Here is an 18219-nt window from a genome sequence, read left to right on the forward strand (position 1 = left end):
TAAAGTCGAAGGTTGATGCGAGTACTGCCTGGTAAGTCATTGAGAGGTGTAAAGGTTGCCACAGTACCATTCACACTCCAATCACCTGCAATGTTGCCACCGTTGGTGTATACCCGAACGTTACTCTCCGAGACTCTTTGGGCGAAACGGATCGGATCCAGTGGTTCATTGTATTCCACACGGATCGTACTGTTGGCAGCGACTTCCGTACTGTTATGCGCTGGCGTAACAGAAACCAAGGAAGGTCGAGTGGTATCGTCACTGTCACTGGTGGTAAAGCTCAAGGAAGCTGCAGACATGATTTGCCCAGTTAAACTGCACACACCATCCAGCTCCAGCGTGTATTGCGTATTGGCCGCCAAACTTTCAGACGGGTTAAACGTAATCGAGCGTCCATCACTGCTTAAGGAAACACTGCCTTCGATGGTATTCACACCATCGGTCAAACGCACGGTTTCTGTGGTCACACAAACCGAACTGACCACTCGATCCAGCCGCACAACAACCGATGCATTGCGCGCCACAGCATCCTTCACCTGCTCAATACTGCTACCCGTAATACTGGCTTCGCCTGTTTCGGTATCGTTGCCAGTGTAGAAATAGAGGTTATCGTATGGAAATCGATTCCCACCCAAATCATACAATCCGGCACCGTAACTGATAACCGTTCTAAAACGATGCCCTGTAGGTAATAATGTTTTGGGAGTAAGCGTTATAAGAGTGGCGTCTTCACTGATGTTTAAATCAACGTCAACCCCTCTGCCCTCGGTTTCATTTATTAAATAAAATGAGCCGTTATTCAAAGAAGTAAGATCGATGGCCTCATTCACCTTATAAGTGACAACGCCATTACGTGGAAACTCTCTTTGGTTGCTGACTGGAGAACGAAGCAACACAGCTCCTCTTGTTACATCGTTGGCATTACCAGTGGTAAACGAAAAGGATTGATTACGTGCGAGTAAATTGCCGGCAAAATCTTCGATATTTTCAATATGCAGCTGATATTCAGTATCTGCGGTTAACGCAACTCTTGGCTTAACAGTTACTGTAGAACGATCTGCGTTTAAAGTATTTTCTGTTAGGATTTCATTGCCATTAAGTGTCAATCGAATGTTCGCAATTGTCAGAGAGTTAATCGATTCTGAAAAGCGGACTTTAATTTTACCGTTCAACGGAAATTGTTCCTGACCATCGATAAAACTTGTGGTCACAATTGCCGGCGCTGTACTGTCCTGCTCAAAACTGGTTGTAAAATAATGATAAACAGTATTCATAGAATTACCGAACAGGTCTTTCAAACCATTGTTCAGTACTATTTGATGTCTGCGTCCTACTCGAAAACTGATCGCTGGCACAAATTCGATACTTTGCCCGTCTTCTAACAGGTTGATATTTCCCGCAATTCTTTCATTAGTCGTAGTATCTACAATATAAAACGAATCCGCAGTAATTGAATCGGGATCCATACGTTCATTAAACACCACACTCAATTTTGTATTTACGGGTATACCAGAACTGTTGTTAGTAGGCGTAACAATCGAAACATAAGGCTTTTCAGTATCCACTGTATTTCCGGTAGTAAAAGAAAAGCTAAAATCATTTGCCAACGGATTTCCAGCGGCATCTCTTACACCCACTACTCTTACAGTATACTCGGTATAATCTTTTAAAAGTTCATTGGGGAAAATGACGATGTCACTATTGTTATTGACTAACCTAATTCTTCCGGACACTTCAATTGAATCTTGCTCCAATAATTTCACCGAAACAGAGCTTACTGATTTTTCCCTTAAAGGTTCATTAAACGCAATTTGAATTGGAGCATTCTCAGCGATGTCGATGGCGTCAGACGCTGGAACAGTTAAAACAACCGTTGGAGCCTCGGTGTCTGGGTTATTAGGATCGGTGTCATTTTGAATTTCAATGCCATCGCTAATTCCGTCAGCGTCAGTATCCGGATTAGTTGGGTCGATACCACGATCCACTTCTTCACCATCAAGTACACCGTCATCATCCGTATCCGCATCATTAATATTCGTATTCCAATCTAATTCTTCTTCATTGCCGAGACCATCTTCATCGTCATCGGGTTGCACCTCTATCCAATGGACAGCAGAATTAGACCAGTTACCTCCTAAATCGATCGCGCGCGAGAAAATTTGAAAAGAACTGATGTCCTTTGCTACTTGATAATCGATTGAATAAGGAAAAGTGGTATCTTCACCCACTTTTTCGAGATCAATATAAAACTCAACTTTTGCTACTGCTATATCATCCGAAGCGTTCGCTGATAATTTTATTTTCTCTTGCTCAATCACTACAGAATTGGCTTTAGGGTTCACCAATTCTGTGGTGGGTGATATACCATTGTTATCAGAAATATCACGATATTGCGCAATGAATAATTTTGTATTGCCAGTTCTACCGTAGTCACTTCCAACGACAAAAGTTAACTCGGTAATATAGGCAAATGCGTTATCGACCGCTATTCCCGTTCCGGCATAATCGCCCAAAGAGCTTAAGTCTATGGTTCCTTGGAATATTGGTGTTTGGGGATTTTTCTTATTGACATAGGCAACAACATTAGGAAATAACTGCTCTGCAAAAAAAGCAAACCCATCAGTCACCGCAACACTTCTAGGAACTATCTGTCGCGAGCCACTAACAAACTCTAAAGTTTGTTCATCGGTAACGCGATAAGACTGCCACCCAGTCGAGTATGCAGCAATAAAGACGAAGCCATTATCAAGCTCAATGTCTTTTATGTTGCCAACATTAATTGTGTCCAAAAACAGAGGGTTGTGACCTTCGGAAACGTCGTAAAGCGTCAAGCTGGATTCGGTTCCAACGGCCAATAAATTACCTTGTGCCGATACCGAAACCGCTTTCGACTGCGCTTTAATAACATTACGAGAAAAGGGTTTAGAGACATCGGAAATATTTATAATTTCAACACCACCGACTTCATCAGCAACATAAATCAAATCGTCTTTAAGTGTCAGATCCCTTGCTACACCAGCAGTATCTACTGTCGCTACCATCTGCGGAGAAGCGGGGTTAGATACGTCTAATATCACTAGTCCGTTATCAGCATCGGCAATATAAACAATGTCACCTTTAATTTTAACGTCAATAGCAATACCGGCAGTATCAAATGCCCCAATAATTTCGGGTGAGGCACGATCGGACACATCAACTACTTGTAACCCCTGTTCACCGCTCGCTACATAAGCATAATCACCTTGCACATCCACGTTATTGGCATAACCAGGAATAGTGATTGCCGAAAGCGCGACAGGATCAAATTGCGTCACACCGACATTAACGTTAAATGATTTTCCACTGTTTGTAACAACGATCTGAGTCGTACCTTCTTGCCCAGCAAATACTTGTCCATCACTTAGTCCGAAACTGACAATTGATATGTCATTCGAGGTGTAATTAGTTCCCGTCGTACGCGAGGTTAAATTCATTTCGCTTCCATCGAGCATATGACCAGTTACTTGCAACTGAGCACTGCTTTCACCATCAATGGTGTTGTAACTTAAAAAGATATTTTCAGGTGTTACAGTAATAAAATTGAGGCCTGCAGAAATACTGCCACTGTTAGCATCGTTAGGATCTGTACCGGTTAACACTTCCAAACCGTCGTTGAGGCCATCACCGTCAGTATCAAATAACAAAGGATCGGATATGACGCCATCTTCACCAGCTACTAATTCTTCACCATCATTAATACCATCGCCGTCGGTGTCCGAGACTACAGGGTTAGTGCCCAAGTTGTATTCTTCGAGTGCTGTTAGACCGTCGTTATCTTGATCTTCGAATGCATCCACAGGATCATCAGGGTTAAGGCCATATTCAACTTCGATTCCATCTGGTATTCCGTCGCCATCCGAATCTCCCGTCAAGTTAACAAAAACGGTGGTCGTCGTTACAACACCATCAATACGTACAGTAAGTAGCGCGACGCCAGAAGAATTGGCCTTTAAAAGTCCAGCAGAGTCGACGGATGCAACCAGAGGGTTGGTTGAGGTGTAATTCACACCTTGCGAGGCTTCTCTTAAAACCGCTTCATCGCCATTCGGGTATGTCACAAAAGGTAGCAGCTGTACCTGATTTTGATCCGCCGTTAGTTCAATTCGAGAACCGTTTAACAAGCGCACACTGGTGGGAATATTAGAGACCGCTTTGTAAAACTTTCCAACATTCACTTTTCCATTAGTGACGACCGAAAAATAATCGGTTTCACCCGACTCGGTTTTTCCATTTCGAGTACAAGTTGCCCGAGCTCTAATTTGCCCCATAAAGGAAGGAACATTGGGTAAAGCAAAACGACCATTTTCATCAGCTTGCACCGTGCGGTTAAGAATATTGACCACACAGTCCGGACCAAGTATCAGTTCTTCTTTGGCAGCATTAGCACTTAATGAAGTAGCACCAAATAAAGCTACTGATGCCAATGCCAATTTGAGTTTCAATTTACCCAATTTCAAATACATTATGAATTCCCTGAAGTTGTTCTTATCGCTATTTTATTATCGATTACTTGATTATTATGACTCTTTTGACAAAGCGTTAATCACTCGCTCAAAAGCTTGATACGATTGAGCACCACTTAGTGGTATTGCATCAACTAATTTATCACCTTTTATTTTACCGACGAAAAACTTAGGTGTACCGGTAACACCAGCACGTTGCCCTAGCACCATGTCGGCATCGACTTTCTCTGCAACCTCTTTATTATTTCTGCAGGTATCAAATTGCGGTTTATCTAAATTAAATTTGGATGGAACTGTATCGAACAGTGAAGCGTTAAGCTGTCGTGAGTTTTCGAACAAATACTCATGCACCTCCCACTGCTTGCCCTGTTTACCTGCGCACTCAGCGACTATAGCTGCGTCACGAGCTTGTGCATGAAAGCCTAACGGAAAATGGCGCACAAAATATTGCACCTTACCAGTTTCCACAAAGTGCTTTTTCAACTTTGGATAAACCTGTTTTGCGTGCCGAGCACAATAAGGGCACTGAAAATCGGAAAATTCGACTATGGCAAGTTTTGCTGAGTCTTCGCCTAGCGCAGTATGCTTTTCAATCGGTAAAGAAGTTAATTGACGAGCGGGGGCTCGACCACCCACTTTACCAATATCATCTTTAATCGACTTTAGCTCATTTCGTAATGACTGAACTTCTTTACGCAGCTCAGTTAACTGAATTAGCACTTCATCAGCCGCCCATGACTCTGTTTTTTTCTGCTCGGAGCAGGATATTAGAAAGCAGCTTAAAACTAGACAATAAATCAATTTAATATAACTCATAACAACTCTATTCTAATAACAACAATGCGTATAAAAACACTCAATAAATCCAATTACTATTATTTAACAGTATGGCTTTTTTCAAAATCACAATAACAAACACTTCGATTAATTACCTTTTAAGTTTGCCAAAAAGTAAACCTAAACTTTACTTAAACTCGTAATTAAACCTCGTACGTCTTTCCTATTATTAAATAACTTACAACCACTTTACCTGATAAATTTAAACGATCTTTAAATCCCCTCAAGTATTTTTAAAACAGGTTCAGATAGCAAAATATCATTTACCGGTGAATAGTAATTAACATCAAAATCAAAACCCTCATTTGACTTGAAAAAGTAAACCAAATATTTATCTTTGCCTTTATTTTCAAGAATCAAATTTTGATTTTCCGAAATATCATAAAATACAATAACTACTTCACTTGAGTTAATATAGTAAAGCGGCTTTCCATTAATCTGCTCTGAAACATCAAGATTAATTATTTTCTTCAACGTATTGTTCGATAAGTCCTTAATTAACCCAAAGTCGTCTATAGCAACTCCAACTCCATTAAATATTTCATTCAAGCCATCACTTTTATTAAAGCTAAAGCTTCTACTATATTCAAAATCCGAGTTTTTACGAAGTGCGTTATAGTTCATACCCAAAAATCCGTTAATTGGATTTTTTGAGTTAACTTGATTTATAAAGTATTTCTCACCAACTTTTTCCAGTTTAAAATGAAATTTTTTCGATGAGTTATTTGCATAATAAATATCCATAATTATATTTACAAAACCATCATAGGCTAAGGAGCTTACAACTTTAGTTGACACTGCATTTTTGAATAAAGCTATAAATGACTTTTCAATGATTTCAAATGTCATATTCGACTGCTCGACATTTAACAATTTGAAAGCTTCTTTTGACTTTTCAGATTTAGCTAAATTGACAAACTCATCAACTATTTTCGCTGCAGCAGCTTCGCTATTTTTTTGACGTTTAAAAGTAAGGTATACCCCAGAGTTATAATACTTCTTATCTTTTATTAATGGCAAAGGTACTCTAATCGATTCAGTTAAAAAAAGTGTACCGAAAGCGATTAAAGAAATTAAAAGCCCTAGAGTGACAAATAAAACAGTTTTTCTAGTCATAACGAATACCTATAAACACTTTCTGAACGCACCATCAACAAATTTATACTCGTACTTAAATCCAAACATCGTATCACCATCAATATCCTTGCCAGTAAACTCTAGTTTTCCAACTAGATCTATACCGTTAAAGCAAGCACCAGAGCCCTCTAAACCACTTTGACAGTTGTAACTTACCGAACCACCAACTGAACCCGATGCTTCTAAAATTCCTGCCACAGTAGCGCATCCTTCCATATCCCAAAAAGAATCAATTAAAAAGCATGAGTTTGCAGAAATTCCACCTTTGGCACCCAATTTTAAAGAAGGTGTTAAACTTGCGACTAAACAATAATCTTCATTTTGACAATTATTGACAGATGCTCTCACGCTACCATTAACAGAAAGCTCTCCGAACACTCCGATTCCGGCGAAAAATTCCACATCTGCATAAAAGTCGCCGGCCCAAGACTCAAACCATATTTCTCTTTTAAAAGTCTGTGCAGGAGGTGGTGGAATAAGTTGTACATCAATTGCTATTTTACCCGCAACTGACGAACTTGCCGTCCAAGCACCGGTTCTTAATGAAGGCTCTATTATACCTAAGTCCTTATTACAACAAGCTTTGAGAGTCGCCTCTACTGGATTAACCTCTACCGACAATTGAGCATTAACTCCGGGTATAGCACTTACTAGTGATTCAATTTTTTCAGGTAAGCTTTGTGGAATTTCTATCGATAAAGAAACCTTTTCTTCGTTATATTGAGATAAGTCAATGTCTCTAACCCCCCCCATTCCATCACACTCTTTACATTGATTATCTTTATCCGGCCCCTCCTGAGGTACTGCTCCAACAGGAAGGTTTTCCTCTTTTTCTACCTGCTCACCTTTGTATAAATCAATAAACTTACATTCATATTTAGTAGTTTTACATGCTTCTTTTTGCTCGAAGCTAGAGTCGTAATCTTCGGCTGCATAATAACTATTGTCAGGACTATCTATCCCGCGACAAGTTGGTTTTCGACAATCAAACGGAACATCTTCAGGAAGATCGTAAGAGTCAAACACAAGTTCAGCTGTAGGCGGCTCAAAACCCGTGCATTCATAACTTGCACAGTTTCCTGGCTCGTCACTTTCTGGTGTTTGCCAACTGGCTAATACGTATTCATTCTCGGTACCGTTACAAACTGCCATTTTACAATCATTAAAATCAAAATCCGGCTCCGGGTCATTAAAAGGTTCTTCCGAACCATCGCATTTAAGTTGCTTACAGTCACCAACAACTTGTGAGGATTCCGGCATCGGCTCTTCAGGCGCATCTTCGTGATTGCCATCGCAGAACAAAACTTTACAATCATCTGGTAATTGTTCTCGTCTCTCAACATGGTCAGTAACAGGCTGCTTACCATTGTTACACTCCATGCAATCCTCTTCAGGCGTTTCGGAGTTATCGTATACGTAACCAGGAACAGGAAAACAAACGTGATCTTGACAGTCATTTGGCTGATCCTCTTCGGGATCATGATAAGGCGACTCACTGCCGCCACATGTTTCTAAAGCACAGTTCCCAACGACCTGATTTTCAGGTTGCAATGGTTTATCTTCATCAATTTCGCACCCTGCATCACAGTCCGAACTCGGAACCGCACAATAATCATCACACTCACCCGGTCCAGAACAACATCCGTCGCCACCCGGTTGTGCACCACAGTGCCATCCAGCTTTAACGACACCTACACCTGGGTTCGATTGAATGGTTAAACCATCTTGACTTACGGTTCCTAGACCAATCGCGACAAACTCTTCCAAGTCGTGATCATAAGAAAACATTTCCACTTGCGCACCTGCAGGGTGTGCATCCACATTCGGTAAAGTTAAGCGAGCTGGAGGATCGAACATCGCTCCAGTCGGCTGAATGGTGACGATAAATTGAGGTTGCATGCCATTTGGCGGAGCCATAGGAACTTTCGCACTATTCACCACAGTAACCGAAAGATAACCTTCTTTAGAGCCATCTGGAAAAGTGACGGAGCCGGCTGGTACTTCTAATTTAAAGCCAGGCACTTCTTTTAAAGTCAGCTCTACATCTTCTTCACCGGCGTACACCATGCTATCGGTGTTCAACTTCACCATATATACGGGAGCAGGCAAAGGATTATCCACTCCAGATACCGTTACCAGGTTATAACTTAAGCTGGGGTATTCTCCTTCTGCCGTGGTAGTCGACCCATCAACAATTAAATGCACCGGACCAACGGGTACGTTTTCAATTTTAAACAGGCCTTCTTCATTAGAAACCGCCGTACGGTTGGTACCTTCAACCAACACGGTTACGCCCGGTAATGGTTTATCTTGATTGTCCAAAACGGTACCACTAATAGAGGTTTCACCGGGGTTTCCTAATACAAAACCCGAAGCGGTGAAAGTTGCCGTTAAGGTTTGTCCTTCAGGAGCGTCGATAAGAGTGGCTTTGACCCGCTGCTTATCAAGCCCGGTAACTCCACCAAGCGTATAATGCGCGGAAGCGCGACCATCACTATCAGTGGTCACCGTGATGCTTTGCATATCGTTTTGGAAATGACCGCCGCCTTCAAGCATTTCAAACTGAACACGTGAGTTGGCAATAACATTACTCCCTGCATCAGTTACCGCAACGACAAACGGTGCTGGCAAAGGCTCGTGGATACCGCCGCGTTGATTATTGCCCGAATTAACGCTCAGTTTGTTACCTAAGTTAGGTGATGCACTGGCCAAAAATAAAGCATCGTCTTTAAAACCAACTACACGCACGCGAACTTTATGATTACCTACACCGGCACGTTGCCCTAACTGGTATGTCACACTCGCCTGTCCATTTTCATCGGTTATTGCAACAAATCCTTGACCTTTCAAATCATCTTCCGGCATTAGAATTCCAGAGCCTTGAACCACACGATAAACCACCGGTTTATTTGCCAAAGGCTGACCATCTGCATCAAGTACTTCAACCACTAATGGATGTTCGAGTGTTTGATTGATAATACCTTTTTGATCTTGGCCACTAAGAATGGTAACCGTGCCACCTACATTCGGTTCAAAATAAAGATTGATGCTTTCCTGAGATTGATTCCCTGCTTGGTCTCGACCAATAATCTCTATGGTATTTTCACCCTCTTCTAGCTCAATATCACGAGCCATATAACTTCTATTTTTAATTTCTGCCGAAACGCCATTTACAAGAACAACCGCTTGGTTTTCTTCAATGGTACCGCGAACTATGTCATTAACCAGCCCAGTTATGGTCACGGTTGGTTCGTAAACCGTTTGTCCATCGGTATGTGACTCTACCGTTAAATATGGCGGGGTTAAGTCGAGCGAAATGGAAATAGAAGCCGTAGATACAACGCCTGTGGTATCAACCATTCGAGCAACAACAGTATTGTGCCCTTCTTCCAAGGTCACAAAACCACTGTAACTTTCACCATTCAATGGAATGTCGACACCGTTGAGAGTAAGAGCGACAGCAGATGGATCAACCGTCCCCGAAACCAGCACTGGACTCACACCAACTGTGGTCAATGTTTTAGGAGTTTCTATAGTAATACTGGGTAATTTATGACGATTAGGATCATCTGGGAACGCATCCGACTCATTATCAAAGCCGTCACCATCACGATCGGTATCGACATTGTCACCAATACCGTCCTGATCAAGATCACTCGACTCGGTGTTGTCTTCTGGAAAGGCGTCTTGATCGTTAGGTACGCCATCACCATCGCGGTCAGCGTCTGAATTATCGCCCAGACCGTCACCATCTAGATCGCTCCATTCAGTACCATCGTGTGGAAAAGCATCTTCAGTATCGATCACACCATCTCCGTCGGTGTCTCTTTGCGTCGGATCGCAACCATCTTCAGCGACAGGCGTGCCAGGTACAGTGTTAGGACACTGATCGTCAGTATCAACCACGCCATCATTATCAGTGTCTTGCGGTGCTAATGGACAGCCTTGCTCATTCACTGCTTCGCCCGGTGGGGTGTTAGGACATTGATCTAACGCATCATTAATACCATCGTTGTCACTATCCAATTGAGTTGCCGAACAACCTTGCGCGTTAACGGATTCACCAGCATTTGTATTTGGACACTGATCCAACGCGTTATTCACTCCGTCATTGTCGTCATCCAATTGCGAGGGTGAACACCCTTGTGCATTAGCTGTTTCATCGGCTGGCGTTGAATCACACTGATCAAGGTGGTCCAAAACAGAGTCACCATCAAGATCCGTAAATAATGTAATGGAATGCGTGCTTGTCCTTCCTGCAAAATCTTCGATGGTTACCTTTACTGAGTTTTGCCCTTTGACCAAGCCCTGGTTAATTTCGCAATTGCGTACACTGCCTGTTCCATTACAATGAAAGTCTACTTGATTGCCATTGATGAGAGTTTTTGTTTGGCTGAAATCTATACCAACATCGTCATTTGCAGTAAAACTTAACGATGCAGTTAGCTGGTTTAGCGTTGAATTGTCTGTGGGCGCCGTAATTTGTAGTGATGGAATGGCTAAATCGATATTAATTTTATCGAGAAAAGTTTGAACATTATCAGCTTTATCTGATGCAGTAGCACGAACTTCAACATCGCGGCCAGCATGGTTAATGGTTATTGGAGCCGTACACTCTGCAACACCGCTTAAAGCATCATGACATTGAAAGCTTGCCGTTACTGCCTCGGTAATCCAGCCCTTACTGTTCGCCGCAGTGGAATAATTAACCGCTATACTTGGCGCTGTTTTATCCAATTGAACATTCATATTCAATGCAGTCGAATGATCGGCATTATCAATAGCTTCCACCGACAAATTGCTTGTTCCTTCCTGAGTGATAACTTGAGCCGACGGGCAACTTTTTACGCCACTCAAGTCGTCATTACACGCGAAGCTAACGGAGATATCTTGATTGTGCCAGCCCAACGTATTGGCTGACGGTGTAATACTTTTAGTAATCGTTGGTGGTGTAAAATCCAAGCTAAACGCTTGAGAGAGCGTTTTCGTATTTCCAGCTTTGTCACTGACTGACTTATTGATCACCTGATTCTGACCTTCATCAACCAAAACTTGAGAAGGTAAACAATTGTCAATACCGCTCAACTCATCTGAACATAAAAAGTTCAATGTCACTGGAGCATTAAACCATCCCAATGAATTAGCGTTAATTGAAGTGTTATAAGACAAACTAGGAGCCGTTAAATCTATATTAACGGAAGTTGTAATTGTAGCTTCGTTACCTGCTCTATCCTTAGCCGTTCCAATAACGGTTTGATTAAGTCCTTCATTTGTGAGCGTACTTGGGCTGCTACAAAATGCGACTCCACTTTGCGAGTCCGCACATTGAAAGGACACTTGTACGGATGAGTTATTCCAACCAAAACTATTCGCTTCAGGATGAGTTATTGAAGTGATTGAAGGCGCTGAATCTTCATAACCAACGATAAGTAAAGTGACCAACCCACCAGGCTTACCTTTCAATGTCACATTTACCGTATTATTTGAAGCTAATGCAACGGGAACTTCCAAATAAGAAACTTTTTTATTGAAGTTGGATGAACTTGCTACCGTTTGCCCGTTGAAAACAACCGTGGAAGAGCTCACTTTTTCACCAGTTACATCGCTGTCTTCCATCCCTCCGTTATAAATTTTCAATAACGCGCTGTCGGGAAGTCCACTTAAGTTGAAAGTGCGTGTTTCCGTTATGGGTTTGCCACTGCTTCTACTGAAACTCTCCGCACCCCAAATGGTATATTCACCAGCTAACAATGGCTTAGTAACACAGATTAACGACAAAAATAATAAAACTTTATTTGCGAATTTCGCACATCCCCTGAAAATGAATTGCACTACTCAACTCCTAATAATTCCCATATTTTCAATAAGTTGGCTATGTAATATCAACCAATATTTTTCGAGCTATTATATTATTGGCTTGAGATTATAATGAATTGTTACATTAATATCCATTATTAGATACAATACGCTTATTAATTAAACAAATAATGGTAGTCTTGACTCATTTACGTTATGGAATTACTTTGATCGATAAAGTAGTATTCTTATATTTTTCAGAATGTTGTACTTTCCGTTTATCGTAATCAAAATAGATACTATCAATTTATTAAACATATTTTTATGAAATGGTCGATTCCAGCTGTTTTTGTCACTTTATTCCTACTTTGCTTTCATTTACCCAATAATAAGTTTGAGATTAAGAATACAACATTCACAACCACCGAAACCGCGCTTAACCCAACTAATATCGAGTTCGAAGAACAGTCTTTAGACTGGAATTTATTTACTGTCCATGAGCAAGGGACTCCATTCATTTCTGGTATTACTGATGCCTTAAGCGGAGGCGTTTGTGTATTCGATTTTAATAACGATGGTTGGGAAGATATATTTATCATAGGGGGAAGTGGAAACCATCGATATTTTGGGCGGCCATCTTGGTGGTCACATCGTAAACAAGGAAACTCATTATGGATAAATATAAACGGCTCAAGATTCGAAGATATTACTGAGTTTGCCAACATTAAAACGCATAAATGGCCTATGGGTTGTGCTACAGCAGATTTCGATAATGATGGTGATGAAGATTTAGTCGTATCATATATAGGTAAAATTCAATTATTGTCAAACTCAGGCAATGAGAAATTTGTCGATGTAACCTCAACTTCGGGGTTCATTCAAAATCCAAAAGTCTGGTCAATGTCAATGTCGGTTGCCGATTTTAATAAAGACGGTTTGCTGGATATCTATGTTGCCAATTTCATCGATTACGAAAAGCACAAAAAAACATTTGAACTTCATAGTGGCTTTACCGGTGATACCGATCCCAAATTTAGCCCAGAGTTATTTGATAGCCAACCGAATTACCTTTTTAAGAACAAAGGAAATTTAAATTTTGAAGAGGTTGCTTCTCAATATGGTGTGGATGATAAATCCGGCCGAAGTAAATCAGTGCACTGGGGCGACCTTAACTTAGACTCTTTTCCTGATTTAATAGTTGCGAATACTAAAGGCACAGTAAGCCGATTTTTTCTTAATGATCTAAATAAGACAGGAAAATTCATTGATATTTCAGAATCCATACTGCTAAGCAGCACCGTTGGTTCGAACCATATCGCAATAGCCGACGTTGACAATAACGGTAAGAGTGAGCTATTGGTCTCAACGACACAAGGCTTACCTCCAAAGTTAATAAGAAATAAAAATAACAATGATTTTAATAAATTAAACTTTATTGATGCCGCTTGGGAAACCGGGTTGTTCAATTCGAGTAAGTTTTATTCAAATAAATGGGGCTCTTTACTCAAAGATTTTAATAATGATGGGTATAAAGATATTTATTTCGCTACCGGTTTAGGAAGCGTCGACGAAGACTCTAAATTTCATACCTCATTACAAAAAGACTTAGTCTGGCTGAACGATAATGGTTATTTTAAATCAGTTGACAATAAGGCGTTTAATTTAACGAGCACACGAGGCTTTGCCAGTGGCGATTTTAATAGAGATGGGAAGTTAGACATAGTCACCACGCAAAATAATGGCCCAGTCCAGCTTTTTATTAATCACTCTAAGCTCCATACTAATTGGATACAGGTTGTATTAGACTCCACAAAAAATCCTGCCATTGGTTCAGAAATTGTATTTTCATCTGGAAGTTTTTATCACTCGCTAGTTTTAAACGCGGAAACTGGATACCTTTCGCAAAACTCTAATGTCATTCACATTGCAGTACCACAATCGGTGCATAATGTGGATATTAATGTTCTTTGGCCCAATGGAAAAAAAGTAGCGTATGAATCAATCGGGTCAAACCAACGTGTAAAACTGTTTAAAGATGGAAAGGTGGTATCATTTAATCGAACGCGAAGTAAAAGAAACAAGTCTTTGACACTTCACTATATTGAACACACATTTCTCGAGGAATTAATAGCTCGCGCTAAGGAATCTAATGATTCAGAACTTCAAAGCTTAATTTTTGAGTCTATTTATCAGAAATATCTAACGAGCTCTACTGAACAAAAAGTAGAAATACTGAAAGTCACACCATTATTAAACCCTCTTTATGCACATAAACTTGCAAAACTTGGAATTAATGAAGCCAGCAAAACTTTAAAGAACGTTGCACTTGATGCACTGTGGAAAATGGAGTCCGACCTTACGATCCCTTGGTTATTGGCTCTTTTCCAGTCACTAGATGAAGAACTAAAATGCCGTGTAGGTGAAATTTTCGAACACTTTTTTAGAGAAGAAGAAGCGGTCATTAAATCGAAGTACCTAGCCGTCCCGGAATTACTAAAAATCCTCAACGCTAGCAAAGATTCTGAAATCGTTAGCATTTGCCTGATAAAAGCGCTTGGTGAGTCTGAAAGCTATCGAGCGTTAAAGCCAATGATTAAATTAGCATTGGATGAAACTCAATCTTCCGCAGTAAGATATGAAGCAATATGGGCAATTGGACAAATTAAAGAGTCCGAGTCGATACCTCATTTACTGAACATTGTAAATTCAGTCACATCTTCTCCAGAACTGATTTCGGTTTCATTAGCATCCTTAAATAGATTAGGTTACCAAGAAACGCACTCGATACTTCGTAAAACATTAAGGTTCGACTTTGATGATACCATTAAAAAGTCGATTCAAATTGGTTTGCACATTGTTAGAACCCCCAAGCTTCTGACAGAGCTAAACGCTGACTACTTGCAAAAGCATTACTCAGCTTTAATCCATAAGATACTTAACAAATCAATCGATAATGACATTTTGCTAACTGATGCGCTTAGCTTACTTTTCCAATTGAATCATAAAGAGCTGAAACCCATTTTAAGCAAACTAAAACATCATAATAACACTTCAGCATCCCACATCGCACAAATACTTTTAGCAATATCTACTCCTAAAAGTAAGATCAACTTAAAACAACTGGGATTTTTTAATACCCCTATAGATTTTCAAATAGAAGTTTTAAAACACCTAATTAAAAACCAGCACATTTTTACTTATGAAGAGGCTCAGTTATTTGTTAGCAATCAAAGTTTGAAAAAGTTAATACATAAACTGCCTATAACACTTAGTCGTAAAATAAACTTTGAAAAAATAGATATTTCCATACTAGAAGCATGCACAGACAAAAAGCTCACTATAACCAACCCAAATATGATTACTATTAACAACTGGGACAATTCATTCGCTTACTTAGATTGCTGGCCAAACCTTTACGAATTAGAAAATCACCTAACGCAAGATATGTTCAGCAAGTTACTTAACAGCGAAGACATTAATGCATCATCCTTCGCATTAAAAGCGCTACTTAATATCAACACACAAGAATCCAAACTTCGAGTACTCAACCACATCAAAGAAAACCATACTTCTCCGGCGATAAAAAACGAAATACTGTTAGAGTTAATTAGGCGAGACTCAAAGCTTGGACTGGAGCTCGTTTTTATGTTAGCCAACACAGAGTCAGGTGATGCCCAAATGAAGGCTATCGAGATACTTTCACTACACAGCATAAAAAAGTCTCATGTGGAATTTTTAATCGGCTCTTTAAACAACTTATCAAACTCCTCCGATTTATACTGGAAAATAGTAAAAAATCTATCGATCAACAATCAAATAAACATACTAAAATATTTATAATGCATCATGAAACCTAACGTTCAAAAAAGTTTATTAGAAAAAGAAAAACGCTCGAGTTCTATTTATTACTCATTATTTTTTATATTATTTATAAGTGGACTAATACTTTACTCTACAACATCACTATCAATCTTGAGACAAGTAACCACGCTAGCCCATATTTTATGCGGATTAATATTCTCGTATTATACAATTAAATTTATCTCAGCCCACTTTTTACGTACATTAGGACAAAGAAAGAAGTCAATTATAATTTCGGGCTTAATACTCGTTTTCTCTATCACTCTGACATTATTATCTGGCATATGGATTTCCTTTTTCGGAGTGACCGAAACACTAAGCTGGATTTCCGACATTCATCATTACAGTAGCTATTGTGCTTTGATTTTAATTGTGATTCACATCATTCTCCATCTTTTCAAAGCAAAGACTAAACTTTCGAGTCATGAAGCTTATTCGACTAAAGATAAACTAGAGCGCTTATTTCCATCCTTTACATACAATACCATTAAACTAACAGCTCTTATTGCATCCACCTTTGTTGTAACTATTATTGTCAGCACTATTGCGTCCAACTTTAAGAGTTCAAACATCCCAACTTTACCTAAAGTATCAAACTATAACTATCCGTACGGCGAGCATCCTTTCAGGCCAAGCCAAACAGAAACCTCTACTGGAACATTTGTTACCGACAACGAAATAGCAGGATCTTCACAATGTGCCGATTGCCATGAAGAAATTGCAGAGCAATGGAAAAGCTCGATACATAAACAAGCGGCATCTGATCCGACTTACGTAACAAACATTTCGCTTCTGTCTCAAAATAAAGGAATAGAAGCTGCAAGGTACTGTGAAGGATGTCATGCACCCGTTGCACTCTTAACTGGGCAGCTATCAAAAGGAGGAACTCACGGAGGCATTGAAAATACAGTAGCTTTTAATGAAGGTGTCGGTTGCTTAAGTTGCCATAATATTTCTTCAGAAACTCATTTAAAAGGTGTAGGCAGTTACGAATTTTCACCCCACGAAAAGTACTTGTTTGAGAGAAGCGATAACATTTTTCTCAGATCGATACACAATTTGTTGGTAAAAGTTAATCCCAAACAACATAAAAATGACATGGCACGTGATATTTTGAAAAAACCAAAAATGTGCGCAACATGCCATGTTCAGTTTATGGATAAAGATATGAATAACTGGGGATGGGTTAAAATGCAAGATGAATATTCCGCTTGGCTAAATAGCCCCTATTCTCAGCAACATGATCAAATTTTTGCAAATAGCAAAGTAACTCGCTGTCAGGATTGTCATATGCCTTTGGTTGCAGGAAATGATCCTTCTGCAGATGAAAATGGAATGATTCGTTCGCATCGATTTCTAGGTGCGAATACCGCAATACCCAAAATCAATAATGATATAGAACAACTACAGCAAACGATTGAATTTTTGCAAAATGGAAAAATGAGGTTAACCATTGAGCCACCATACAAAAAAGATGCGACTCAATCAGGACAGCAAATTGACGAAGCCATCAGAAACAATGTTGAGCGCCCAGCATTGGTATATTTAAACGAAGAAGTTTCAATTAAAGTAGTCGTATCAAATCTAGGTGTTGGACATAACTTTCCAGGCGGCACATTAGACATAAACGAAGCCTGGATTTATTTTCTAGTACAAGATGCTACAGGTTCGACAATATACGAAAGTGGGCACTTAGAACCAGACCACAGTGTTGAACCTGATGCTTACTTTTACCGTTCTTTGCCAGTCGATAAAAAAGGAGAGTTAGTTTGGAAGCATGACTTATTTAATCGAATTGGCGAAACGTATAAAAAAGTTGTTCCTGCTGGCCAATCAGATGTCGTTTATTTTAGTTTTGATATTCCACCTTGGGCTAAAAGCCCATTAACGATTAACTCTATCTTAAAATATCGAAAGTTTAATAACCGATATGCTCGCTGGGCTCTAAAAGATAAATACCAAGAACTACCTATTGTTGACATGGCTCGCGACACAATTAAAGTTCCAGTAAAAAAGAAGCCTAATGCATTAACAACAAACCAATAAAGAAATAACGCCATCAACTTGTTTTGTTTTACGTATTGGC

The 18219-nt window shown here is 39.8% G+C and carries 6 protein-coding genes; 2 read left to right on the forward strand and 4 right to left on the reverse strand.

Features of this window, described 5'->3' with window-relative positions; translation table 11 throughout:
* The 4 genes from ACTUJY_RS07445 to ACTUJY_RS07460 form a co-directional block, all read right to left on the reverse strand.
* The coding region (locus ACTUJY_RS07445) for an Ig-like domain-containing protein (RefSeq protein ID WP_463615443.1) at positions 1 to 4502 on the reverse strand (4502 nt) is incomplete at its 3' end.
* Positions 4503 to 4556: 54 nt separating this feature from the next.
* Positions 4557 to 5318 carry a DsbA family protein gene (locus ACTUJY_RS07450; protein ID WP_463615444.1) on the reverse strand — a complete coding sequence of 254 codons (762 nt, stop codon included), beginning with the start codon at positions 5316 to 5318 and terminating at the stop codon, positions 4557 to 4559.
* 234 nt (positions 5319 to 5552) lie between these two features.
* On the reverse strand, positions 5553 to 6455 hold the full coding sequence (locus tag ACTUJY_RS07455) for a hypothetical protein (protein ID WP_463615445.1): 903 nt from the start codon (positions 6453 to 6455) through the stop codon (positions 5553 to 5555).
* Between the two features lie 9 nt (positions 6456 to 6464).
* Positions 6465 to 12308 carry a carboxypeptidase-like regulatory domain-containing protein gene (locus ACTUJY_RS07460; protein WP_463615446.1) on the reverse strand — a complete coding sequence of 1948 codons (5844 nt, stop codon included), beginning with the start codon at positions 12306 to 12308 and terminating at the stop codon, positions 6465 to 6467.
* Between the two features lie 288 nt (positions 12309 to 12596).
* Between ACTUJY_RS07460 and ACTUJY_RS07465 the strand changes: the two genes are divergently transcribed.
* Positions 12597 to 16112, forward strand: coding sequence for an FG-GAP-like repeat-containing protein (locus tag ACTUJY_RS07465; RefSeq protein ID WP_463615447.1), 3516 nt, complete (start codon positions 12597 to 12599; stop codon positions 16110 to 16112).
* A gap of 6 nt (positions 16113 to 16118) precedes the next feature.
* Positions 16119 to 18179, forward strand: a complete 2061-nt coding sequence (locus ACTUJY_RS07470; protein WP_463615448.1) for a multiheme c-type cytochrome — start codon at positions 16119 to 16121, stop codon at positions 18177 to 18179.
* Positions 18180 to 18219: the final 40 nt, after the last annotated feature.

The sequence above is a fragment of the Pleionea sp. WD8-19 genome (genome assembly GCF_055326765.1).

Coding starts and splice junctions, on each gene's coding strand:
- ACTUJY_RS07470 (WP_463615448.1), top strand. CDS start 16,119: ATGAAACCTAACGTTCAAAAAAGTTTATTAGAAAAAGAAAAACGCTCG.
- ACTUJY_RS07455 (WP_463615445.1), bottom strand. CDS start 6,455: ATGACTAGAAAAACTGTTTTATTTGTCACTCTAGGGCTTTTAATTTCT.
- ACTUJY_RS07465 (WP_463615447.1), top strand. CDS start 12,597: ATGAAATGGTCGATTCCAGCTGTTTTTGTCACTTTATTCCTACTTTGC.
- ACTUJY_RS07450 (WP_463615444.1), bottom strand. CDS start 5,318: ATGAGTTATATTAAATTGATTTATTGTCTAGTTTTAAGCTGCTTTCTA.